The organism is Mesorhizobium sp. M7A.F.Ca.US.014.04.1.1 (assembly GCF_003998745.1).
Classification (GTDB): domain Bacteria; phylum Pseudomonadota; class Alphaproteobacteria; order Rhizobiales; family Rhizobiaceae; genus Mesorhizobium; species Mesorhizobium ciceri.
The window spans coordinates 1-22,031 of record NZ_RZRW01000025.1; the positions used below are offsets into that span (position 1 = coordinate 1).

The window sequence follows — 22,031 nt, forward strand, 5'->3', positions numbered from 1 at the left end:
GTTCGATGCGGGCAATGTCGTCCTGGTATTTCAACAGCACGCCGATCGTATCGGAGACGGTTTCCGGATCGAGCGCCACCTTGTCGAGCTCGGTCAGCGCGCCGGCCCAGTCGATGGTTTCGGCGACGCCCGGCACCTTGAACAGCTCGATCTGGCGCAGCTTCTGGATGAAGGAGACCACTTCGGCCGAAAGGCGCTGGTTGGCCTGCGGCACCTTGCGGCGCACGATCTCCAACTCGCGCTCGGCATTGGGATAGTCGACCCAGTGATAGAGGCAGCGCCGCTTCAGCGCGTCGTGGATCTCACGGGTGCGGTTGGTGGTGATGATGACGATCGGCGGCTCTTCCGCCTTGATGGTGCCGAGCTCGGGCACCGTCACCTGGAAGTCGGACAGGATTTCGAGCAGGAAGGCCTCGAACGCCTCGTCGGTGCGGTCGAGCTCATCGATCAGGAAAACCGGGGCAGCCCCCGCCTTGCCGGTCAGCGCATCGAGCACCGGGCGGCGGATCAGGTATTTTTCGGAGAAGACGTTGCGCTCCATGGCGGAGCGCTCGACCTTGCCGGCCGCCTCCTCCATGCGGATCTCGATCATCTGCGCGGCGTAGTTCCACTCGTAGACGGCGGACGAGACGTCAAGGCCTTCATAGCATTGCAGGCGGATCAGCCGGCGGCCGAGCGCCTGTGCCAACACCTTGGCGATCTCGGTCTTGCCGACGCCGGCCTCGCCCTCAAGGAAAAGCGGCCGCTTCATACGCAACGACAGGAACAGTACGGTCGCCAGCGACCGGTCCGCCACATAGTCCGCACCGGTCAGGAGATCGAGCGTCTCGTCGATCGTCCGTGGCGCGGCGCGCGGTTTCAGCTCGGTCATTCTTTCTCCGTGAACGCCGCCGCTCCGCTTTCCAGTACGTGGTAGCCGCGGGCGTGATAGATCAGCGGCCGCAAATTATCGCCCATCCGCAGGCCTGTCACCTTGCCAAAAAGCACACGATGGGTGGCCAGGTCCTTGGTATCGATCAATTCGCAGTCGAACACGGCGAGCGCACCCTTCAGCGTCGGCGCGCCGGTGGAGATCACGTCCCATTCGCCGAGCGCGAAGCGCTCCTCGACCGGCAAGCCGGTGATTCCGGAAAAGCCGACTGACAGCGGCTCCTGGTGGGAAGCCAGGGTGTTCAAGGCAAACCTGCCGTTTTTCACGAACGGTTCGTTCTTGGGATTTTCGCGATTGAGACAGACCAGAATGGTCGGCGGGGTGTCCGAAACCGAGCAGGCCGCGATCACCGTCGCGCCGCGCTTGCCGGCCGGCCCGTCGGTGGTGACCACATGGACGTGGCCGGCAAAGTGGCTCATCGCGTCGCGATAGGCCTGCGGCCCAATGTCGTTCTTCTTCAGCACCGTATTTTTTCCATTGTCAGGATCCTATCGACATATATGGCCAGACATAGCCCGCCACAAGCGAAGTGCCTGAGCCATATCCCGAAATTCGCGTGTTGCACCAAGGCCGGGCAGCCTTTAGGTCTTGGCGGCAACAGTGCCGGGAGCGTAGGACCGGCCCGGAGGATCCCATCGCTCGAATGCGACCCAGGACAAGAACAATAGCGGCGCTGTTCTGGCTGTTCCTGGCCAGTGGTGCGGATGCCCGGACGCTGCTGGTCGGCGTCTCGGCGCCCCTGTCGGGACCATCGGCCATTCTCGGCAAGCAGATCGAGGCCGGTACCGGTATGGCCGCCGAAGCGAACGGCATCGAACTCAAGACCGTGGATGACGCCTGCACCGCCGATGGCGGCGCTGCCGCGGCCAGGGAATTCGCAGCCGTCAAGGTCAATATCGTAATCGGCTTTCTCTGCACCGAGGCGATCGGGGCGGCGATGCCGATCCTGAAGGACGCCAACATTCCGGTCATCACCATTGGCGTGCGAACCGAAAGCCTGACCGACCGCCGCGCCAAGACCGGCTGGCCGGTCTATCGCCTCGGACCACGCGGCGACGATGAGCGCAATGCGGTCGCGTCAGCCCTCACCCGCCTGTGGCAAAACGAATTGTTCGCCATTATCGACGACGGCACCATCTACGGCCGTGAAATCGCCGAGACGTTGCGGGCAGCGGCCGAACAGGCAGCGCTGAAACCTGTGTTCGTCGACACGTTCCGGCCCCAGCTCGACAATCAGATCGGCATGATCGGTCGGCTGAAGAAGGCCGGCGCGACGCATGTCTTTGCCGGCGGCGATGGCGACGACATCGCCATCATGGGCCGCGATGCCGCACAGCTTCAGGCGGGCATCGTCTTTGCCGGCGGCGAGAATCTGCGCACGCCGCCCGGCGACGTGCCCTATTCCTTGGGCACACTGATGATCGCACCGCCGGAATGGGCCGATGTCGCCGATCCAAAAGTGCTGGCGGCCTTTGCCGCGCAGAAAGTCGTGCCCGACGGCTATACGCTGCCGGCCTTTGCGGCGGTCGAAATCGCCAAGGCAGCGTCGGGCTTGTCCGAAAGCTCGGGCAAACCACTGACCGAAGCTCTGACCGGACAGGATTTCACCACGGCGATCGGGCCGATCCGGTTTGATGCGAAAGGCGATCTCAGCCGGAGCCCCTACCGCGTCTTCCGCTTCGATGGCACGCGCTTTGCGCCCTTGGAAAGCAACTGATGTTTCGCACCGGCCCACGCAACCTGATCACCGACGTTGCCGGCCTGCGCGTCGGCAATGCGTCCGACGCCAGGCTGAAATCCGGGGTAACGACCGTGCTTTGCGATGCGTCCACAGTGGCCGGCGTTCAGATCCTGGGCGGTGCGCCGGGCACCCGCGAGACCGACCTGCTCGAACCGCACAATTCCGTCGATGTGGTGCACGCCGTGGTGCTTTCGGGCGGCTCGGCTTTCGGCCTCGACGCAGCTTCCGGCGTGCAGGCGGCGTTGCGTGAACGCGGCATCGGCCTCGAGGTCGGCGGTTTTCGCGTTCCGATCGTGCCGTCGGCGATCCTGTTCGACCTGCGCAATGGCGGCGACAAGGATTGGGGCCGTTATCCGCCCTACCGCGAGCTTGGCTATGAAGCCGCGCAAACCGCCACCGCCGATTTCCAACTCGGCACCATCGGCGCCGGCACCGGCGCGCTCACTTCGGGGCTGAAAGGCGGCCTCGGCTCCGCCTCGACGCTGCTCGACAATGGCGTCACCATCGGCGCGCTGGCCGCCGTCAATCCGACCGGTTCGGTGACCACAGGCCGACCCCGCCATTTCTGGGCGGCACCGTTCGAAATCGGCGACGAATTCGGTGGGCTTGGCTATCCCTCGCCGATGCCTGACGAGGCGAACCGGATTCTTTTGAAGTACCGCGACAAACATTTTGGCCGGCAGACGGAGACCGGCGGCAACACCACCATCGCCGTCATTGCCACCGATGCGGTGCTCACAAAGGCTGCCGCCAAGCGCCTGGCGATGTCGGCGCATGATGGATTCGTGCGCGCCATCTGGCCGACGCACACGCCGGCCGATGGCGACCTTGTGTTCGCGCTGGCGACCGGCACGAGCGGTATCGAACTCTCCGCCGATGCAGCAATCGATCTCTACGCCGCCGCCGGCGCCACCATGGCGCGCGCCATCAGCCGAGGCGTCTATGCCGCGACACCTGCCGAAAACGATCTGTTTCCGGTCTGGTCGTCACGCATGAAGTGAAGCGATCAATCAGACCGGATCGGACTTTTCTTCCTCGAACGTCACCGCGACATCAGAATTCGCCGACAGCCAGACCTTCTTGCCGTCGACTTCGGCAATCAGGCTCAGGGGAATGTAGTGGTGATGGCCCTTGTGGGCGCCCTCGCCGCTATCGGCCTTGGTTAGCTTGATGCGCTGGCCATCGACCTTGTCGACAGTGCCGACATGCACGCCATCGGCGCCGACGACTTCCATATGCTCACGAATTTTGCTGGTGTCGGTCATGGTGGTTCTCCATTGGGACTGCCGACAATAACAAATGACGGGCCGATTGGATGCATCGGCTTTCGCACCGCACGACGTTTTGATTCCGTCGTGCTAGGGGATTGAAACGATCACGGGGGTGAAGACCGATGCGAATGCTCTTTCTGTTTGCCGTTGGCCTGCTTGCACAGCTTGCGACCTCGATCGCGGCTCATGCCGGCGATGTCGCTGAACTTGAGATCCTCGGCTTCACCAAGGACGGCAGCGTCTTCGCTTTCGAGGAATATGGCGTGCAGGATGGATCGGGCTTTCCCTATGCCAACCGCTACTACATCGACACCAGCACCGACAGCTTTCTGAAGGGCACGCCGATCCGGGTCCGGCTTGAGGACGAGAATGCCAAACTGGATGCGGTGCGCCTTCAGGCCCGGCAAAAAGGCGAATCCATTGTCAGCCAGGCCGAGTTGGACGCCAACCGCGGCATCACCGCGGGTTTCAACCCGGTGACCGAGCTTTCGGCGGATCCGCACCGGATGGCGGTCAATCCGCGCCCGATCTTCACTCCGGTCGACCCACCGCTCGAGTTCCGGCTCGACGAGTTGGGCATGAACAACGCCGATGGCTGCGAGAGCCAGGGCGAAATCAACGGCTTCCGGCTGCTGCGCATCGAGGCGCAGGATGGCGGCACGACCAAGCTGCTGCACGAGGACAAGGCGATACCGAAAAGCCGGGGTTGCCCGAACGGCTATCGCATCGGCGCCGTGCAGACCTTTTCCATGGACAGCCTCAGCGCCTATGCCGTGCTGATCGCGGTGCGCCAATACGGCTTTGAAGGCCCGGACTTTCGCTGGATCGCGGTGACCGGCCGCCTGTGACACCCCCTGCTCAACCCGCCGCGCGCGATCGTGCGCTGAACCGCCTTCGCCGCGCGATACCGACGCCGCGCACAGCACTTGTCGGCGCCTTGTTGTGGGCTGTGACAATGGGCGCCAGCGCGCTCCTCACCTTGTTTTTGGGCGACTGGGAGACGCCGGCGAAAATCCGCATTGTCACCATGCTGTTTGCGGCGGGAGCTGCGCTGGCCTTCCCGATCGGCCTGTTCGCGGCGCGGCTGGTCTCGCAGGGAAGACGCTGGGAAGTCGCTTTCGCCGCGGCCTTCGTGTGCCTAGCAGCGGCGACGATCGGCCTGACCGGCGGGCTGTTTGCCCTGCAGTACCGCTCCTACTACGCCGAGTGGCATGCGCCTGCTTTCACCCGCACCTGGGTCCTCCAGTTCGTCTTCACGACGTTGATTGCGCTCTATCAATTCGTGGTGCTGGGCATCCGGCTCTATTTTCCAGTTGGTTTCATCGCTCTGTTTGCCGCGGGCGTCTGGTTTGCGCGCCAGCGGCGTTGAGCATTTTGCTCGCCTCTGTTAGGACGCGGGCAAACTTCTCGATATGTCAGGACTGACCGATGATCCCTCGCTATTCCCGGCCGGAAATGGTCGCCATCTGGTCGCCAGAAACCCGGTTCCGCATCTGGTTCGAGATCGAAGCCTATGCCTGCGATGCGCTGGCCGAACTCGGCGTCATCCCCAGGGAAGCGGCAAAAACCATCTGGGAAAAGGGCAGTGCCGCAAAATTCGACGTCGAGGCGATCGACGAGATCGAACGCGTCACCAAGCATGACGTCATCGCCTTCCTGACCCATCTTGCCGAATTCGTCGGGCCGGACGCCCGCTTCATCCACCAGGGCATGACCTCGTCCGACGTTCTCGACACCTGCTTCGCCGTACAGCTGACCCGCGCCAGCGACATCCTGCTCGCCGATATCGATGGTCTGCTTGCAGCGCTCAAGCGCCGCGCCTTCGAGCACAAGAACACCGTCACCATTGGCCGCAGCCACGGCATCCATGCCGAGCCGACGACCTTCGGCGTCAAGCTGGCGCAGGCCTATGCCGAGTTCTCGCGCTGCCGCGAGCGGTTGGTGTACGCGCGTGAGGATATCGCCACCTGTGCGATCTCCGGGGCGGTCGGCACCTTCGCCAACATCGACCCCTATGTCGAGGAGCATGTGGCGGCTAAGCTCGGCCTGAAGCCCGAGCCGGTGTCGACACAAGTAATCCCGCGTGATCGCCACGCGATGTTCTTCGCCACGCTCGGCGTCATCGCCTCGTCGGTCGAGCGGCTGTCGATCGAGATAAGGCATTTGCAGCGCACCGAAGTGCTCGAAGCGGAAGAGTATTTTTCGCCGGGCCAAAAGGGCTCGTCGGCCATGCCGCACAAGCGCAACCCTGTGCTGACCGAAAACCTCACCGGCCTTGCCCGCATGGTTCGCTCCATGGCGATGCCGGCGATGGAGAATGTGGCGCTCTGGCACGAGCGCGACATTTCCCACTCCTCGGTCGAGCGCATGATCGGCCCTGACGCCACCGTGACGCTCGATTTCGCACTGTCGCGGCTGACCGGCGTCATCGACAAGCTGCTCGTCTATCCCGACAACATGCTGAAGAACATGAACAAGTTCCGCGGCCTCGTGCATTCGCAGCGTGTCATGCTGGCGCTGACGCAGGCTGGGTTGTCTCGCGAAGACTCCTACCGTCTGGTCCAGCGCAACGCCATGAGGGTGTGGGAGCAAGGCGCTGATTTTCTTGAAGAATTACTGGCCGACAAGGAAGTGACCGCTGCCCTGCCCGAGGCCGAAATCCGCGAGAAATTCGACCTGGGCTATCACACCAAGCACGTCGACACGATCTTCAAGCGGGTGTTTGGCAAAGCCTGAGGCAAAGCGCTATACCGTCGCTGGCCGCGAGCGGCAGGCTTCACCTTCTCCCCTGTGGGAGAAGGTGGATCGGCGCGCAACGCCGCGACGGTTGAGGGGTGCTCCAGCTTGGCGCAGCCCTCAAATCAAGCCTTGCCGGGAACAGTCCTGATCACCGTGCCCCATGGATCTTCGCGGGTCACCGGGCTGGTCACATTGTCCGAACGCATCTCCACCCAGGCCAGACCCGACCGGCTGGGATCGCGGCGGCCGGCGCCCGAACTCTGCCAGGCGTTGGCGCCGATGTGGTGGTGATAGCCGCCTGGCGAAAGGAACACCGCCTGGCCGCCATATTTGGCCACCGTGTCGAAGCCGAATTCCTGGTTCCACCAGGCTTCGGCGTCTTCCGGCCTGCCGACGCGCAGGTGGACATGGCCGACGACGCTGTTTTCCGGCGCGCCCTGCCAGCCGGCGTCACCCGCAGGCACTTCGGCAACGACGGACGGAATGTTCATCCGCTCGGTCGCCATCGCCACCTTGTCGCCATTCCACTTCCAGTCCTGCGGACGGCGGTCGGCATAGATCTCGATGCCATTGCCTTCGGGATCGGTCAGGTACAGTGCTTCGCTGACCAGATGGTCGGAAGCGCCCTCGATGGCGATCTTGTTTGATATGGCGTGGTTGATCCAGCGGCCGAGATCGGCACGGCTGGGCAGCAGGAAGGCCGTATGGAACAGGCCTGCGCTGCGAGGATCATCCGGCTTGGCCGAAGGATCGGCCTCGATGACCAGCAACGGACGGTTGGCGGCGCCCAGCGTGATCGCCCCATCGGCGCGGCTCAGTTCCTGCAGACCGACGATGCTGCGATAATATGCGGCAAGGCTTTCCGCGTCGCGCGCCTTCAGCCCGACGCGGGCAACGCTGACCGGGGTGGTGGCGGCAAAAGGCAACTCGCTCATCAAATGCTCCGTTCGACCGGCCTGCGATGAAGCTCCCAAAGCGAGAAACCCCACTCCGCCGATCATTGTACGTCGTGTCAGTTCCAAAGTCAGGGTTCCCGCGCACGGCTGTTTCTTTTCCTGACCACAGATCGTCCATCCGCATCGTTCACACAAGACGCGAAGAAGCGAACATGGTGTTCACTATTGTGATCAAACGTGGCGTTTCTGCCGGTTGCACGAAGCGATGCCGCTCGCTATCTCAGCGCCATGAAGGTCAGAGACGCAGATATTCTCATCGTGCCGGGCTACACCAATTCCGGCCCCGACCATTGGCAGAGCCGCTGGCAGTCGAAGCTGTCGACGGCGCGCCGCGTCGAACAGGCGGAGTGGTCGAAGCCGGTGCGCGAGGACTGGACGGCGAGCGTCGCCAAGGCGGTCAACGAGGCCGAGCGGCCGGTCGTCCTGGTCGCGCACTCACTTGGCGTCGCCACCGCAGTGCAAGCCATTCCGCAATTCCGCAAGCCGGTCGCCGGGGCCTTTTTCGTGGCGCCGCCCGATGTCGCCAATCCAAAGATCAAGCCAAGGCACCTGATGACCTTCGGCCCCTACCCGCGCGAACCGCTGCCTTTTCCTTCGATCGTGATCGCCAGCCGCAACGACCCGTTCTGCGCCTTCGATGTCGCCGAGGACATTGCCGGGGCCTGGGGCTCGCTGTTCATCGACGCCGGCGAGACCGGGCATCTCAGCGAGGATTCAGGATTCGGCCCTTGGCCCGAAGGCTCCATGACCTTCGCCAAGTTCCTGACGGACCTGTAATATATACGGTCAAAGCCTGAACACGAAGCTGCTCGGCAGGCCATCCGGCTTGCGTGAACAATAATTTAATGCAGATCGCGATAATCTCTCCAGCAACGGCGAACTCTGTTCGCCGAACGATTATATTCGCGCGTACTAAATAGCAATTATTCAAAGAAAGCCCATACTTGGCCAAGGATGCTTCACTCGAATTGTTAAGAGGTGTCGCCGCGCTCGTAGTTCTGAATGGGCATTGTTTGGGTGCTTTTGCGCCATTGATGGAAGGCGAGGGAGACTTGGCCGGGCAATCGCTCAAAACAAGCCTGGCTTTCGTCGCGTTCAATGGCGGCTCCGCCGTCTACCTGTTTTTCGTCCTGTCTTCCTACGTGCTCGTGAAGCGTTATTTTCAGACCAGCAAGGCACAAGATCTGCGGTTGGGTGCGATCAAGCGCCTGCCACGCCTGGCCGGCCCGGTACTCGTTACGACGCTGGCATCCTGCATCATCTTCAAGCTCGACCTGTATTTCATCAAGGATGCGGCCGCCGTCACCCAATCCGACTGGCTGAGAAGTTTCGGCAATGCTTCAAAGGTGCTATCGCCGGAGACTGCGAGTTTCGCCGACGCGTTTCTGCAAGGGGCGTGGCGGACGTTCATCTACGGCGACAACTATTATGACAGCAGTCTGTGGACCATGACGGTCGAGTTCTGGGGGAGCATGCTGACCTTCGCCCTCGCCCCGATCGTCTTTTTCCTTCAAGGCCGCTGGACGTTATCGTTCTGGGTCTGCATAGCAGCAGTCGTGTTCCTGGCGCTGCAAGTCAGTTACTTTCTTTGTGCCTTTCCGGCCAGCCTCTTGCTCTATCCGCTTCTCGCCATGGATTTTCGCCCGAATCGGTGGGTGAGAGGCGCCATGGTGATGGTTTCCCTGGCGCTGCTGGGTTATGCGGGGAGTGCCGTGGGCATATATCGCCCGTTCGCCGTGCTTGACGTGGCTTCCGATGTGGGCCTGCGGCAAGCCTGCGTGGCCATCCCGGCAAGCGTCATGTTGGTCTACGCGGTGCTGAGTGTGGATGAGCCTTTATCATGGTTCTCGGGTAAGGTGGCACGTTTTCTGGGCGAGCTGTCCTTCCCACTCTACCTCGTGCATGTACCCGTTATCTGCTCATTGGGGTCATGGGTTTTGTTGACAAGCGGTTCCACCGCACTCGGCGCCGCCGCCGCCATACTGGGTTCGATCCTCGCGGCGTTGCCGCTCATGACCTTCAACAACTGGTGGGTCCAGATGGTCGGCGCCCTGTTCAACAGGTTCAGGCGCGGCGGACCTATCGCCGCGGCGCCTGCGGCGTCGAGCGCCTAACCGCCCGGCGCTGTGACGGCAGTGCGTCCGGTTCGGGTTCAGGATCCGATCGAATCCTTGATGCCCTTGAGCAGGGTCTTTGCGCCCAGTGAAATCAGCGCATGCTCCGAGCCCATGGCCAGCAGGCGATAGCCCATCGACACGACCCGGCCGGCAATTGCCGGCTCGACAACGTAGATCGCCGCATGTTTGCCGGCCTTGCGGGTGCGCTCGGCCACCGACGCCACCGTCTCCATCATGCTTTCCAGCGTCGAATTGACCGTGGCGCCATTGCTCCAGGCGATCGAGAAATCCGACGGGCCCAGGAAGATGCCGTCGATGCCGGGCGTGTCGAGGATGCCATCGAGCGCATCGAGGGCTGCACGCGTCTCGACCATGGCGAAGGCCATGGTGCGCTGGTTGGTGTCGCGCAGCCAGTCGGCCTGGTCGCCTTGGCCGTGGCGGGGAAAAGCGTAGGTCGGGCCCCAGGAGCGCTCGCCGACCGGCGGGTATTTCATGGCGGCGGCGAACAGTTTTGCGTCGGCAACCGAGTTCACCATCGGCGCGATGACCGCCTCGGCGCCGAAATCGAGCGCGCGGCTTGCCATGTCGAAACGGCCAACGGGAATTCGCACCAGCGCCGGCTTGCCGGTAGCGAGCACCGGCACCAGGCCACGCAGCACGCTGTCTTCGTGATGGCCGCCATGCTGCATGTCGAGCGTGACGGCATCGAAACCCTGCTTGGCGACGATCTCGACCGTCAAGGCATCCGGCACACCGGACCATGCGGTGAACAACGTTTCATCGGCCGCGAGGCGGGACTTCAGGGACATGAACTCTTTCCTTGTTAGCGACCGCAGTTTCAGCCGGAAACGGCGGCAAAGGCAAAGAAAAACCGCCCGGATAGGCCGGGCGGTCGATTGGTCCAGCGTATGGCCGCGGGATCAGCGCATGGCCCGGATCAGGTGTTCTTGATCTGCTCGATCGCCTGCGCCATCAGTTCGTCCATGGTGCGGCGGATCTGGTGGTCCGACTGCTCGACGCCGGCCGCGTCGAAATCCCCGCGGATCTTGCGGAACACGTCGTGGTCGCCGGCCTCCTCGATGTCGGAGATAACCACTTCCTTGGCATAGGCGTCGGCATCGGCGCCGGACTTTCCGAGCTTTTCGGCGGCCCACAGGCCGAGCGCCTTGTTGCGGCGCGCCGAGGCCTTGAACCGAAGCTCCTCGTCGAATGCGAATTTACGCTCAAAGCCCTCTTCACGGTCTTTCATGCTGCTCATGGCGTCCCTCCGGGTCAAATTCGATTCGTTGGCGGTGAATATGTGCGTTGTCAAAGCACAAACCAAAAGGTCGCGGGCCGGTCAATATGCTTCATCGCATGCTGCGCTGCGGCATTTCAGTCCCGAAAGCGGTTGATTGGAAGGATTTGCCGATTGAGCAAACGATGTGATTGGGATAGACCCGGCATTGAACCCTACCGTAGCCGCACTATTTCAGGCAGACGGACAGGAAATGGTCTGATACCGCCTGTCCGGAACCCCAGAGAAAAATCAGATGAAAAATCGCCGCCGCATTTATGAAGGCAAGGCCAAGATACTCTATGAGGGACCCGAACCGGGCACGCTTATCCAGTTCTTCAAGGATGATGCAACCGCGTTCAACAAGAAGAAGCACGAGGTCATCGACGGCAAGGGCGTCCTCAACAACCGCATTTCCGAGTATATTTTCAACCATTTGAACCGCATGGGCATTCCGACCCATTTCATCCGCCGTCTGAACATGCGCGAGCAGCTGATCAAGGAAGTCGAGATCATTCCGCTCGAAGTGGTGGTGCGCAATGTCGCCGCCGGTTCGCTGTCCAAGCGGCTCGGCATCGAGGAAGGCACCGTTCTGCCGCGCTCGATCATCGAATTCTATTACAAGGCCGACGCGCTCGACGACCCGATGGTGTCGGAAGAGCACATCACCGCGTTCGGCTGGGCGAGCCCGCAGGAGATCGACGACGTCATGGCGCTGGCGATCCGCGTCAACGACTTCCTCTCCGGCCTGTTCATGGGCGTCGGCATCCAGCTCGTCGACTTCAAGATCGAATGCGGCCGCCTGTTCGAAGGCGACATGATGCGCATCGTCGTCGCCGACGAGATCTCGCCGGACTCCTGCCGCCTGTGGGACGTGGCGACGCAGGACAAGCTCGACAAGGACCGTTTCCGCCGCGACATGGGCGGCCTCGTCGAGGCCTACCAGGAAGTTGCCCGCCGCCTCGGCATCATGAACGAGAACGAGCCGCCGCGCCCGACCGGCCCGGTGCTCGTCGCCTCGACCGACGGCCTCAAAGGCAAGCCGCACTGATCGCGGTTTGCGACCCGATAATCAGAACAGGAGCATGTCCAGCGTGATCAAGGCCCGCATTACCGTCACCCTCAAGAACGGCGTGCTCGACCCGCAGGGCAAGGCGATCGAACACGCATTGTCCGGCCTGGGCTTCGGCGGCGTCGGCACGGTGCGGCAGGGCAAGGTGTTCGACGTCGAGCTGGCGGAAAGCGACAAGGCCAAGGCCGAAGCCGACCTCAAGGCCATGTGCGACAAGCTGCTGGCGAATACGGTGATTGAGAATTACGCGGTGGAGATAGGCTGATTGAACTCAGTCTTTGCAAAACATGCAAGCAACGTTGTGGAGCTATTCCACCGACTCGACGATGCAATAGCCCGTGGCTTTCTGGATAAATTTCCACCAGAGCCGGGTGTGTATTTATTCTTGGAGGATGGCACTCCCGAAAGAATCGGGCGTACGAACAATCTCTCACAGCGATTAAAGAACCATCTCCGGCAAGATCATGGTTCTGCTGCGTATGCCTTCAAACGCGCTCGTCAAAAGCTAGGGCTAAAGCCCACATATCGCAAAGGTTCCGGCAGGAAAGACCTTCAAAAAGACCCGGCTTTCGTTGAAGTTTTTCGGGCAGAGATCGAGCGATTGAAGACACTCAGCGTGAAATATGTGGTTGTTGAAGACATTGCAGAGCAGTACCTGCTCGAAATTTACTCAGCAATCGAATATGGGTTCGCCCTAGACGAGTTTGGGAATCACTAAGAAAATGAAATCCGCCGTCGTCCTCCTGCCTGGCCTCAATCGCGACCGCGACATGATCGCGGCGCTGACCAAGATTTCGGGAACACCGCCGGTCACCGTCTGGCAAACCGACACCGAAATCCCCGATGTCGATCTGATCGCCATTCCGGGCGGTTTTTCCTTCGGCGACTATCTGCGCTGTGGCGCGATCGCCGCGCGCATGCCGGTCATGCGGGCAGTGGCCGAAAAAGCGGCCGCGGGCGTGACGGTCATCGGCGTCTGCAACGGTTTCCAGATCCTGGTCGAGGCCGGCTTGTTGCCGGGCGCCTTGATGCGCAACACCTCGCTGAAATTCGTCTGCCGGCAGGCGAAGCTGGAGATCACCAATGCCAACACCATGTTCACCCGCCGCTATCAGCCGGGCCAGATCATCCGCTCGCCGGTCGCGCATCATGACGGCAATTATTTCGCCGACGCCGACACGCTTGCCCGTCTCGAAGGCGAAGGCCAGGTGGTGTTCCGCTATGCCGAGGGCACCAACCCCAACGGCTCGATCAACGACATTGCCGGCATCGTCAACAGCCAAGGCAATGTGCTCGGGCTGATGCCGCATCCGGAAAACCTGATCGAAGCAGCTCATGGCGGTACCGACGGCCGCGGACTGTTCGAGAGCGCCCTCGGCATCGCTGCCTGACGATATCGAAGCGAACAGCTTGAAAACAGCCGGACATTCCTGTCTCTTTGGAGCAAGTCTGGTTCATTGGGGAGAGAGACGGTCATGAAACTCTATTCGCGGCCGTTGTCGCCCTACTCGTCGATCGTGCGGGCATTGGCCTACATCAAGGACGTGCCACTCAAGATCATCGCGCCGCCGCCCGGTTTTCCCATCCCGGAAGAGTTTCGCGCCATCTCGCCGATGAACCGGATTCCGGTGCTGATCACCGGCTCGGGCGAGACGATCGTCGAATCGGTGGTCATCGCCGAATATCTCGAGGAACGGTTTCCAGACCCGGCGCTGCTGCCCCCCGATTCCAAGGACCGTGCGCTGGTGCGCATGTTCGCCCGCATCACCGATCTCGATGTGCTGACCCCGTTGATGAAGCTTTTCGAGCTTCATTCCGTGCCGAAGCGCAACAATGCCGAGATCGACGCTCAGTTCGCCCGCCTGCATCATGGACTGGCGGCAATCGAGGCCCGTATGGCGCAAGGGCCCTTCGCACTCGGCGACGACATCAGCTTCGCCGATGCCTGGCTGACGCCGACGCGGTTCATCTTCAACAATTTCCGCGCCATGACAGGACGCCACGACCTGCTCGACGCCTATCCCAAATTCGACGCCTACCAGCAGATCGCCTCGCAACACCCGGCATTGTCGCGTGTGTGGGGCGAGATGACCGACGGCTTGAAAATCTTCCTGTCCGAGCTTGAGATGGGTGCCGCTTGATCAAGTCGAGGACGATCGCGCTGGTCGCCGCGACGGGCTTTGTGCTGGCATCCTGCCAGTCGACGCCAAAGAGCACGCCTGTTCCCTCGGGCAAAAGTGCAGCGCTGCTGGCCATGGAACAAGTGGCGATCGCCGCCCACAAATGCTGGATCGCCAGCAAGGACCCGGCCTTCAAACCGTATCAGATGGCCAATGAGCTGAATTCGTTCAGCGGCACGCCGCGTTTCCTGCTGGTTCCGGCCAAGCACTATGGCGGCAAACCTTTGCTGGTCGTGCAGGCGCAAGGCAATTCTAGCCGTGTCGACGTCTTCGGACCGCTGATGAACGATCCGCTCGGCGCCCGCATCGGCTCCGACATTTCCCGCTGGCAGGCCGGCAATCCGGCCTGCGCCGCGACGGCCTAGCCCATGGGCCGGTTCCTGCAGATTGTGGGGCTGGTCATCGGTCTGGCCGGGCTCATCCTGCAGTTCTGCATCAGCATTCCTGCATCGATGGAAGCAGGCCGCAGCCTGCTTGGCTCCGTCATTTTCGTCTTCAGCTTCTTCACCATCCTGACCAACATCGGCGCGGTGCTGGTGTACACGTCGCTGCTGTCACCCACCTTCTATGCCTGGCTGCCGGCCTTTGCAGGGGCGCGGATGCGCACCGGCGTTGCGGTTTCGATCGCACTGGTCTTCATCATCTACGCAACGGTTCTGGCACGACTCTGGCAGCCGCAGGGACTGTTCCTGCTCTGCGATGTTCTCCTGCACTACGTCACGCCGGTGCTGTTCGTGCTGTGGTGGCTGATATCGGGCGCCGACGGCCGGACACGCTGGAGCGACATTTCGTGGTGGGTGATCTATCCCATCGCTTATCTGGTCTATGCGCTGGTGCGGGCGCCGCTTGCCGGCGAGGTGCCCTACCCTTTCCTGAACATCGCCAAGAACGGCGCGACCAGCGTCGTCATCTCAGCTGCAGCCATCACCGGACTTTTCCTCGTGCTGTGCGTGGTCGCCGTCCTTGCGGACCATGCCGTTGCACGCACCAGGGCGTCGAGGGTCCGTTAGAACTGTGCGGACCTTCTGTCCGGATTTCCCGGGACCATCATCTTTCCCAAACCGGTTCCCACTTTTGGGATCACGGTCAGTCCCAGAACGGCCTGATGCCCTCGCGGTGGGCGTCGCAGCGCGTGACGCCGATATCCTTGAGCTGGTCGTCGGTCATCTCCAGCAGAGCCAACCGGCTGCGGCGGCGATCCAGCAGGTTGTCGATCCATCTTGCCAGCGACCTCAGCACGCGCACAAGGCGGCTGACAAAGCCGCGCTGAGCCGACGGGCGTGTCGATTGGGCCGATAATGCAGCGCTCGAATGACGTATTGTCACGATTGTATTCATTTTCTTTCTGCCAAAGTCCTAAATTGTACCCTTTTGGCACGCGATTGATATGTATTGACTCATCTATCGGTGCAATATAGAAAATTGTCACCATGACAAATTGGCTTCCAGATCTCACTGCCGGCTCCGGCCCGCTGTATCAGCGGCTGGCGGATTCCATCGAGACGGACATCGATCGGGGCGTGATCGATGCCGGCGCAAAGTTGCCGCCGCAGCGCGACCTCGCCTACGACATCGGCACCACCGTCGGCACGGTCGGCCGGGCCTATCAATTGCTGCGCGAGCGTGGGCTGGTGAGCGGCGAGGTCGGGCGTGGACCCTATGTGCTCGGCCAGCGCGCGAAGCCGGATTTTCCGGCTCCGGACGTCGGCGGCGAAGGCACGCGCTATATCGATGCGCCTAAAGGCAAGCTGCGTTTCGACAGCACCGCAGCACCTGATATCGGCCAGGGCGACATTGTCGCCGGTGTCCTGTCGCGCACGGCGCAAGACCATCCGCATGAGATTTCGAGCTACACCAGGGATTTCCCCGAACGATGGTACGAAGCCGGCGCCCGCTGGTTGGCGCGCAATTCCTTTCGCCCGGATGCCGACACCATCGTTCCCACGCTCGGCACCCATGCGGCGGTGATGGCGGCGATCGCGGCGCTCACCATGCCTGGCGACTATGTTGCCTTCGAGCACCTCACCTACTCGCAGGTTTCCCGCAGTGCCGGCTTGATCGGCAGGCGCACCGCGTTGGTGGCATCGGACGATGAAGGCATCGATCCGCAGGATTTCGAGCGCGTCTGCGCGCAAAAGCATCCCAAGATGATCTTCCTGATGCCGACGGCGCAGAATCCGACGCTGGCCACCTTGTCGGCGGCGCGCCGCGAAGCGATCGCCCATGTCGCACGCGAATACAATGTCGTCCTCATCGAGGACGACCTCTATGGCAATCTGACCGATGATCCGACGCCGTTGCTGGCCGAATATGCTCCTGAGAGGACCATTGTCGCGGGCGGCCTGTCGAAGTCGGTCGCAGCCGGTGTGCGCGGCGGCTGGCTTTCCTGCCCGCCCGCCTACCGCCACCGCATCCGCGTCGCCCACAAGATGATGACCGGCGGCATGCCCTTCCTGCTGGCGGAGGTGAATACAAGGCTGGTGCTGTCCGGTCAGGCGGATGAGATACGAAAGCGCAGCATCGCCGAAATCAGCGCCCGCATCGCCATCGTACGCGAGACTTTGGCCGGCTTCGCCTTCAAGTCGCATGACAGGGTGCCCTTTGTCTGGCTGACCCTGCCCGACCCCTGGCTTTCCGGCACCTTCAAGAACGCTTGCCTGGAGCACGGCGTGCTGATCGACGACGAGGACGAATTCAAGGCCGGCCGTTCCGAGCAGGTTTTCCATGGCGTCCGCTTCGGCGTTTCGCAGCCGAGACAGCGCGGGGATATCGCTGAAGGCGTTGCGGTGATCCGGCGACTTCTCGATGAAGGCCGCGCCGGCTACGACAGCTTCTCCTGACACTGCGTGGCTTTGTCCGGTTTTCCGTCGTTTTTCGTCAATCCATGGGTGTATCGGCCGCAAGGCTTGCGATAAGACGGGACTCAAAATCCCAACGTCCCGGATAAAAATCGCCGCCCATGACCATTTCCAATTCCGTGCCGATCACCCCCGAGCTCATTGCCTCACACGGGCTCAAGCCCGACGAGTACCAGCGCATTCTCGACCTCGTCGGGCGCGAGCCGAGCTTCACCGAACTCGGCATCTTCTCGGCGATGTGGAATGAGCACTGCTCCTACAAATCCTCGAAGAAATGGCTGCGCACGCTGCCGACCACCGGACCTCAGGTCATCCAGGGGCCGGGCGAGAATGCTGGCGTGGTCGACATCGGCGATGGCGACTGCGTCGTCTTCAAGATGGAGAGTCACAACCACCCATCCTACATCGAGCCCTACCAGGGTGCGGCGACCGGCGTCGGCGGCATATTGCGCGACGTCTTCACCATGGGCGCGCGGCCGATCGCGGCGATGAATGCGCTGCGTTTTGGTGCGCCCGACCATCCCAAGACCAGGCACCTCGTTTCAGGCGTGGTTTCCGGCGTCGGCGGCTATGGCAACGCGTTCGGCGTGCCGACGGTCGGCGGCGAGGTCAATTTCGATGCCCGCTACAATGGCAACATCCTGGTCAACGCCTTTGCAGCGGGCCTTGCCAAGACCGATGCGATCTTCCGGTCCGAAGCCAAGGGAGTCGGCCTGCCGGTCGTCTATCTCGGCGCCAAGACCGGCCGCGACGGCGTCGGCGGCGCCACCATGGCTTCGGCCGAATTCGACGACAAGATCGATGAGAAGCGTCCGACAGTGCAGGTCGGCGATCCCTTCACCGAAAAGTGCCTGCTGGAAGCCAGCCTCGAACTGATGGCCTCGGGCGCCGTCATCGCCATCCAGGACATGGGTGCGGCCGGCCTCACCTGCTCGGCGGTCGAAATGGGCGCCAAGGGCGACCTCGGCATCGAGCTCGATCTCGACAAGGTGCCGGTGCGCGAAGAGCGCATGAGCGCCTACGAAATGATGCTTTCGGAAAGCCAGGAGCGCATGCTGATGGTGCTGCGTCCGGAAAAGGAAAAGGAAGCCGAGGCGATCTTCCACAAATGGGGGCTCGACTTCGCCATCGTCGGCAAGACCACCGACGATCTGCGCTTCCGCGTGCTGCACCAGGGCGACGAGGTTGCCAACCTGCCGATCAAGGATCTTGGCGACAAGGCTCCGGAATATGACCGGCCGTGGATCGAACCGAAGAAGCCGGCGCCGCTGGCCGCCAATGATGTTCCGCAAGCCGATGTTGCAGACGCGCTCCTGAAGCTGCTCGGCGGTCCCGACCTGTCTTCGCGCCGCTGGGTGTGGGAGCAGTATGACACGCTGATCCAGGGCAATTCGCTGCAGCTTCCAGGCGGCGATGCCGGCGTGGTGCGGGTCGAAGGCCATGCGACCAAGGCGCTCGCCTTCTCGTCCGACGTGACGCCGCGCTATTGCGAGGCCGACCCTTACGAGGGCGGCAAGCAGGCGGTGGCCGAATGCTGGCGCAACTTGACCGCCACCGGCGCTCTGCCGCTGGCCGCAACCGACAACCTCAATTTCGGCAACCCGGAACGGCCCGAGATCATGGGCCAGCTGGTCGGTGCCGTGAAGGGCATCGGCGACGCCTGTCGTGCGCTCGAATTCCCGATCGTCTCCGGCAATGTCTCGCTCTACAACGAGACCAACGGCCAGGGCATCCTGCCCACCCCGACCATCGGCGGCGTCGGCCTGATCGCCGATTGGTCGAAGATGGTGCGGGCCGGCTTTGCGGCCGAGGGCCAAATGATCCTGCTGGTCGGCGCGCCGGCGTCCTGGGGAACGCATCTCGGGCAATCGGTCTATTTCAGGGACATACACGGCCGCACGGATGGACCGCCGCCGCCGGTCGACCTCGAGCATGAAAAGCGCGTCGGCGACCATGTGCGCGCGCTCATCGCCTCCGGCATCGTCACGGCGGCGCATGACGTTTCCGATGGCGGTATCGCGGTGGCTTTAGCCGAAATGGTGATGGCGTCCGGCATCGGCGCCACCGTTCCCGGCCTTGTCGGCACCGACCCGATCCCGGTCTGGTTCGGCGAGGATCAGGGCCGTTATCTGCTGACGCTGTCGATCGACCCGCATGGTGACGAATGGGACGCCATTCGCAAGCAGCAGGGCGAGCTTGGCATCTTCGCGCCGTGGATCGGCTCCACAGGCGGCAGCGCGCTGAAGCTTGGCGACGCCAGGGCAATCCCGGTCAGCGAACTCTCCTCGGCTCACGAAGGCTGGTTCCCGCGCTTCATGGATCAGGCTAGTTGACCACACTGGCTGCCCGGGCGCTGCTTGCAGTCGTTTTCTGGCCGTCGCTGTTCTTCTTCTGGTTCCTGGGACCGTTCGTCTTTTTCCTGCTGTCGACAACCTCGAGCGAGGTTTGTATGCGGCTGGAAACACGTGCGGAGTTCCTTGCCGCGGCGAACGGCGCCGTCCCGATGCTGGCGCTGCAGAACCTCCTCTACGCGGTCCCGATCATCTGCCTGGTGCTCTGGGGCCGCCTTTTCCCGGATCCGGCACGGGCAAGGCACATCGTCACCTGCGTCAAGCTTTTCGCCGGCACGGTGGTCGTGGGCGCGTTGTGGGAGTACGGCTCGTCGCTCATCTGCGACGGCCATGGCCAAGGGTTCTTCTCGCCGGCTTGGCAAATGACGAGCTATCTCCCCATTGTCAGCCTGCTGCTCAACGCGCCGCTCTATGTGCTTGCCTTCAGCCTTGGCCGCGCTTTCTCGACACGCGAGGACGTTGCCGAGGATGAAGCAAGCCCACCGGCCTAGTCTTTCTCTGAAGCCGTGTGGCCGTTGGCGGGACAGAACGGCTTCAATCCGGACCGGAAAGGCTTTAGGCTCACCCGACTCTCATCTTATGGCCGGCTACCGGCCGCTCGAAACAGGATTTTGCCATGGCAATGGATGCCCACGACATCGAAAAACTGATCAAGGACGGCATTCCGGACGCCAAGGTGACGATTCGCGATCTCGCCGGCGACGGCGACCACTATGCGGCCGAGGTGGTGGCCGAGAGCTTTCGCGGCAAGAGCCGCGTCCAGCAGCACCAGATGGTCTATGACGCGCTGAAGGGCAATATGGGCGGCGTGTTGCACGCATTGGCGCTGCAGACCAGCGTTCCCGACTGACCCTTAGCGCTTGGCCCAACACGGCTCATCCTTTGCGCCATTTCAGCCACGGCGCGGCTAACGTCTTGTTTCGAGCAATCGTTGGGTTTATTTGAAGGGTATGTTTCGAGCCTGACTCCCACAGGCGGGAAAGGATATTCCATGAGCAGCATCAACGACTACATTGACAATGAAGTGAAGGGCAACGACGTCGTCCTTTTCATGAAGGGCACACCTGGTTTCCCGCAATGCGGATTTTCCGGCCAGGTCGTCCAGATCCTCGACTATATCGGCGCCGACTACAAAGGCGTGAACGTCCTGGACTCGGCTGAACTGCGCCAGGGCATCAAGGAATACTCCAACTGGCCGACGATCCCTCAGCTCTACGTCAAGGGAGAATTCGTCGGCGGTTGCGACATCGTGCGCGAGATGTTCCAGGCGGGCGAGCTGCAGACGTTCCTCGTCGAGAAGGGCGTCAGCGTCAAAGGCGCCGCCTGATTTCTGTTTTGTGCATGCCCGAAATCGACGTTGATTTTCGGGCATCGAGCACCAGGCACCGGGGCAACCTCACCTCGGCAATTTTCATGTCCTGACCCCAGGACCAGGACGAGCCAATGCGCCGGCCCGCCGGCGCATTTTCGTTTGAAAGATCGGACTTGCCGTGGACCAGCCAAAACCAGCGCCGCAATCGGCAAGCAAACTGCCCATTCCGCGCTGGGAGTTCATCGCTCTGTGCGCGGCACTGATGGCGCTGAACTCGCTGGCCATCGATATCATGCTGCCGGCTCTGCAGCAGATCGGCGCCTCGCTCGGCGTCGAAAATGAAAACCACCGGCAGTACGTCATAACGGCCTACATTCTGGGCTTCGGTGGCGGGCAGCTGTTCTTCGGGCCGATCTCGGATCGCTTCGGACGTCGCGCACCACTGGTCGCCGGGCTGGTGATTTATGTCGCCGCGGCTGCGGCCGCCGCCGTTGCACCAAGCTTTGAAACACTTCTGCTGTGCCGGGCCGTGCAAGGCATCGGTGCAGCCGCCACTCGTGTCATCGCGGTCTCGATCGTGCGCGATACGTTCGACGGCCGGCGCATGGCCGAGGTGATGTCGCTGATCTTCATGGTGTTCATGGCGATACCGGTCATTGCTCCCGGCATCGGCCAATTTATCATGCTGTTTGCGACCTGGCATTGGATCTTCGTCACCATGGCCGTCGGTGCGCTGCTCGTCTCGGCCTGGTCGCTGCTGCGCCTTCCTGAAACGCTGCATCCCGAACATCGCCGGCCGCTGACGCTCAACTCCATTGTCGGCGGGTTTCGTATCGTTCTCACCAACCGCATTGCGATCTGCTATGCCTTCGCCAGCACCTTCATTTTCGGCGCCATGTTTGGCTTCATCGCTTCGGCGCAGCAGATCTATGTCGACATTTTCAAAGTCGGCGAGATGTTCCCGGTCATCTTTGCCGGGGTTGCGGGCGTGCTCGCCTTCTCCAACTTTCTGAACTCGCGCCTTGTCGGTCGCATCGGCATGCGCCGCCTGTCGCAGAGTGCGTTGCTGCTGTTCCTGGTCATCAGCCTTGCCTGGCTGGTGATTTCGCTGGAGATGAAGATGCCGCTCTGGCTGTTCATCACCTTCTTTGCCTGCGCCATGCTTCCATTCGGTGCGCTCGGCGCGAACTTCAACGCGCTGGCCATGGAGCCGCTCGGGCAACTGGC

General features: G+C 62.1%; 27 protein-coding genes. 20 read left to right on the forward strand and 7 right to left on the reverse strand.

Going from position 1 to position 22,031, the window contains the following annotated elements:
- The coding region (locus tag EOA22_RS03245) for a MoxR family ATPase (protein ID WP_164755211.1) at positions 1-871 on the reverse strand (871 nt) is incomplete at its 3' end.
- The gene (locus EOA22_RS03250; protein WP_013532115.1) at positions 868-1,395 is read right to left on the reverse strand and encodes a flavin reductase; all 528 of its coding nucleotides are present in this window, start codon (positions 1,393-1,395) and stop codon (positions 868-870) included. The genes EOA22_RS03245 and EOA22_RS03250, both read right to left, overlap by 4 nt.
- A 179-nt stretch (positions 1,396-1,574) precedes the next feature.
- Here EOA22_RS03250 and EOA22_RS03255 point away from each other — a divergent pair, with 179 nt between their 5' ends.
- Both EOA22_RS03255 and EOA22_RS03260 read left to right on the forward strand, forming a co-directional pair.
- Positions 1,575-2,648, forward strand: a complete 1,074-nt coding sequence (locus EOA22_RS03255) for an ABC transporter substrate-binding protein (RefSeq protein WP_063167826.1) — start codon at positions 1,575-1,577, stop codon at positions 2,646-2,648.
- Complete coding sequence (locus tag EOA22_RS03260; RefSeq protein WP_127389837.1) at positions 2,648-3,673, forward strand: P1 family peptidase; 1,026 nt, start codon at positions 2,648-2,650, stop codon at positions 3,671-3,673. The genes EOA22_RS03255 and EOA22_RS03260 overlap by 1 nt, the downstream gene beginning before the upstream one ends.
- A gap of 9 nt (positions 3,674-3,682) precedes the next feature.
- On the opposite strand, the gene EOA22_RS03265 is transcribed toward EOA22_RS03260, so the two are convergent.
- The gene (locus EOA22_RS03265) at positions 3,683-3,937 is read right to left on the reverse strand and encodes a DUF2171 domain-containing protein (protein WP_013532118.1); all 255 of its coding nucleotides are present in this window, start codon (positions 3,935-3,937) and stop codon (positions 3,683-3,685) included.
- Between the two features lie 128 nt (positions 3,938-4,065).
- Here EOA22_RS03265 and EOA22_RS03270 point away from each other — a divergent pair, with 128 nt between their 5' ends.
- From EOA22_RS03270 to purB, 3 genes are all read left to right on the forward strand, one after another.
- Positions 4,066-4,791, forward strand: coding sequence for a DUF2259 domain-containing protein (locus EOA22_RS03270; RefSeq protein WP_013532119.1), 726 nt, complete (start codon positions 4,066-4,068; stop codon positions 4,789-4,791).
- Between the two features lie 107 nt (positions 4,792-4,898).
- The gene (locus EOA22_RS03275) at positions 4,899-5,312 is read left to right on the forward strand and encodes a hypothetical protein (protein WP_082826442.1); all 414 of its coding nucleotides are present in this window, start codon (positions 4,899-4,901) and stop codon (positions 5,310-5,312) included.
- Between the two features lie 59 nt (positions 5,313-5,371).
- The gene (gene purB, locus EOA22_RS03280; protein WP_063167823.1) at positions 5,372-6,679 is read left to right on the forward strand and encodes an adenylosuccinate lyase; all 1,308 of its coding nucleotides are present in this window, start codon (positions 5,372-5,374) and stop codon (positions 6,677-6,679) included.
- Positions 6,680-6,804: 125 nt separating this feature from the next.
- Here purB and EOA22_RS03285 read toward each other — a convergent pair whose 3' ends face one another.
- Entirely contained in the window at positions 6,805-7,617 is an 813-nt protein-coding gene (locus tag EOA22_RS03285) for a VOC family protein (protein WP_127389838.1), read from the reverse strand.
- 249 nt (positions 7,618-7,866) lie between these two features.
- Between EOA22_RS03285 and EOA22_RS03290 the strand changes: the two genes are divergently transcribed.
- The gene (locus EOA22_RS03290; RefSeq protein ID WP_063170214.1) at positions 7,867-8,415 is read left to right on the forward strand and encodes an alpha/beta hydrolase; all 549 of its coding nucleotides are present in this window, start codon (positions 7,867-7,869) and stop codon (positions 8,413-8,415) included.
- Between the two features lie 167 nt (positions 8,416-8,582).
- Positions 8,583-9,752, forward strand: coding sequence for an acyltransferase (locus tag EOA22_RS03295; protein ID WP_063167822.1), 1,170 nt, complete (start codon positions 8,583-8,585; stop codon positions 9,750-9,752).
- Between the two features lie 38 nt (positions 9,753-9,790).
- Here the strand turns inward: EOA22_RS03295 and EOA22_RS03300 are convergent, their stop codons facing one another.
- Both EOA22_RS03300 and EOA22_RS03305 read right to left on the reverse strand, forming a co-directional pair.
- Positions 9,791-10,564 carry an HpcH/HpaI aldolase/citrate lyase family protein gene (locus EOA22_RS03300; protein WP_013532125.1) on the reverse strand — a complete coding sequence of 258 codons (774 nt, stop codon included), beginning with the start codon at positions 10,562-10,564 and terminating at the stop codon, positions 9,791-9,793.
- 128 nt (positions 10,565-10,692) lie between these two features.
- On the reverse strand, positions 10,693-11,013 hold the full coding sequence (locus EOA22_RS03305) for a DUF1476 domain-containing protein (RefSeq protein WP_013532126.1): 321 nt from the start codon (positions 11,011-11,013) through the stop codon (positions 10,693-10,695).
- 274 nt (positions 11,014-11,287) lie between these two features.
- On the opposite strand from EOA22_RS03305, the gene purC reads away from it, so the two are divergent.
- The 7 genes from purC (at position 11,288) to EOA22_RS03340 (ending at position 15,293) form a co-directional block, all read left to right on the forward strand.
- Complete coding sequence (gene purC, locus EOA22_RS03310) at positions 11,288-12,082, forward strand: phosphoribosylaminoimidazolesuccinocarboxamide synthase (RefSeq protein ID WP_013532127.1); 795 nt, start codon at positions 11,288-11,290, stop codon at positions 12,080-12,082.
- A 43-nt stretch (positions 12,083-12,125) separates the two neighbouring features.
- A complete protein-coding gene (gene purS, locus EOA22_RS03315; RefSeq protein WP_063170213.1) occupies positions 12,126-12,368 on the forward strand; it encodes a phosphoribosylformylglycinamidine synthase subunit PurS in 243 nt (80 codons plus the stop codon).
- Positions 12,369-12,821 carry a hypothetical protein gene (locus EOA22_RS03320; RefSeq protein WP_063167821.1) on the forward strand — a complete coding sequence of 151 codons (453 nt, stop codon included), beginning with the start codon at positions 12,369-12,371 and terminating at the stop codon, positions 12,819-12,821. It begins immediately after the preceding gene.
- A 4-nt stretch (positions 12,822-12,825) separates the two neighbouring features.
- The gene (gene purQ / locus EOA22_RS03325) at positions 12,826-13,494 is read left to right on the forward strand and encodes a phosphoribosylformylglycinamidine synthase subunit PurQ (protein ID WP_127389839.1); all 669 of its coding nucleotides are present in this window, start codon (positions 12,826-12,828) and stop codon (positions 13,492-13,494) included.
- An 84-nt stretch (positions 13,495-13,578) separates the two neighbouring features.
- Positions 13,579-14,244: a glutathione S-transferase family protein gene (locus tag EOA22_RS03330; protein ID WP_127389840.1), complete on the forward strand. Its 666-nt coding sequence runs from the start codon at positions 13,579-13,581 to the stop codon at positions 14,242-14,244.
- The gene (locus EOA22_RS03335) at positions 14,241-14,648 is read left to right on the forward strand and encodes a hypothetical protein (protein ID WP_063167820.1); all 408 of its coding nucleotides are present in this window, start codon (positions 14,241-14,243) and stop codon (positions 14,646-14,648) included. The genes EOA22_RS03330 and EOA22_RS03335 overlap by 4 nt, the downstream gene beginning before the upstream one ends.
- Positions 14,649-14,651: 3 nt before the next feature.
- Complete coding sequence (locus EOA22_RS03340) at positions 14,652-15,293, forward strand: Pr6Pr family membrane protein (RefSeq protein WP_013532132.1); 642 nt, start codon at positions 14,652-14,654, stop codon at positions 15,291-15,293.
- Positions 15,294-15,369: 76 nt separating this feature from the next.
- On the opposite strand, the gene EOA22_RS03345 is transcribed toward EOA22_RS03340, so the two are convergent.
- The gene (locus EOA22_RS03345; protein WP_063167819.1) at positions 15,370-15,621 is read right to left on the reverse strand and encodes a DUF1127 domain-containing protein; all 252 of its coding nucleotides are present in this window, start codon (positions 15,619-15,621) and stop codon (positions 15,370-15,372) included.
- 92 nt (positions 15,622-15,713) lie between these two features.
- Between EOA22_RS03345 and EOA22_RS03350 the strand changes: the two genes are divergently transcribed.
- The 6 genes from EOA22_RS03350 to EOA22_RS03375 form a co-directional block, all read left to right on the forward strand.
- Complete coding sequence (locus EOA22_RS03350; protein WP_127389841.1) at positions 15,714-17,123, forward strand: PLP-dependent aminotransferase family protein; 1,410 nt, start codon at positions 15,714-15,716, stop codon at positions 17,121-17,123.
- Positions 17,124-17,242: 119 nt separating this feature from the next.
- Entirely contained in the window at positions 17,243-19,474 is a 2,232-nt protein-coding gene (gene purL, locus EOA22_RS03355) for a phosphoribosylformylglycinamidine synthase subunit PurL (protein WP_127389842.1), read from the forward strand.
- On the forward strand, positions 19,471-19,983 hold the full coding sequence (locus tag EOA22_RS03360; RefSeq protein WP_024504561.1) for a hypothetical protein: 513 nt from the start codon (positions 19,471-19,473) through the stop codon (positions 19,981-19,983). Before purL ends, EOA22_RS03360 begins: the two co-directional genes overlap by 4 nt.
- Before the next feature lie 125 nt (positions 19,984-20,108).
- Entirely contained in the window at positions 20,109-20,342 is a 234-nt protein-coding gene (locus EOA22_RS03365) for a BolA family transcriptional regulator (protein ID WP_010909092.1), read from the forward strand.
- Positions 20,343-20,483: 141 nt separating this feature from the next.
- Positions 20,484-20,819 (forward strand): Grx4 family monothiol glutaredoxin, encoded by a 336-nt coding sequence (grxD, locus tag EOA22_RS03370; RefSeq protein WP_063167818.1) that lies wholly within the window; start codon positions 20,484-20,486, stop codon positions 20,817-20,819.
- A gap of 208 nt (positions 20,820-21,027) precedes the next feature.
- Positions 21,028-22,031: multidrug effflux MFS transporter (locus EOA22_RS03375; protein ID WP_245478586.1), on the forward strand; the 1,004-nt coding region annotated here is incomplete at its 3' end.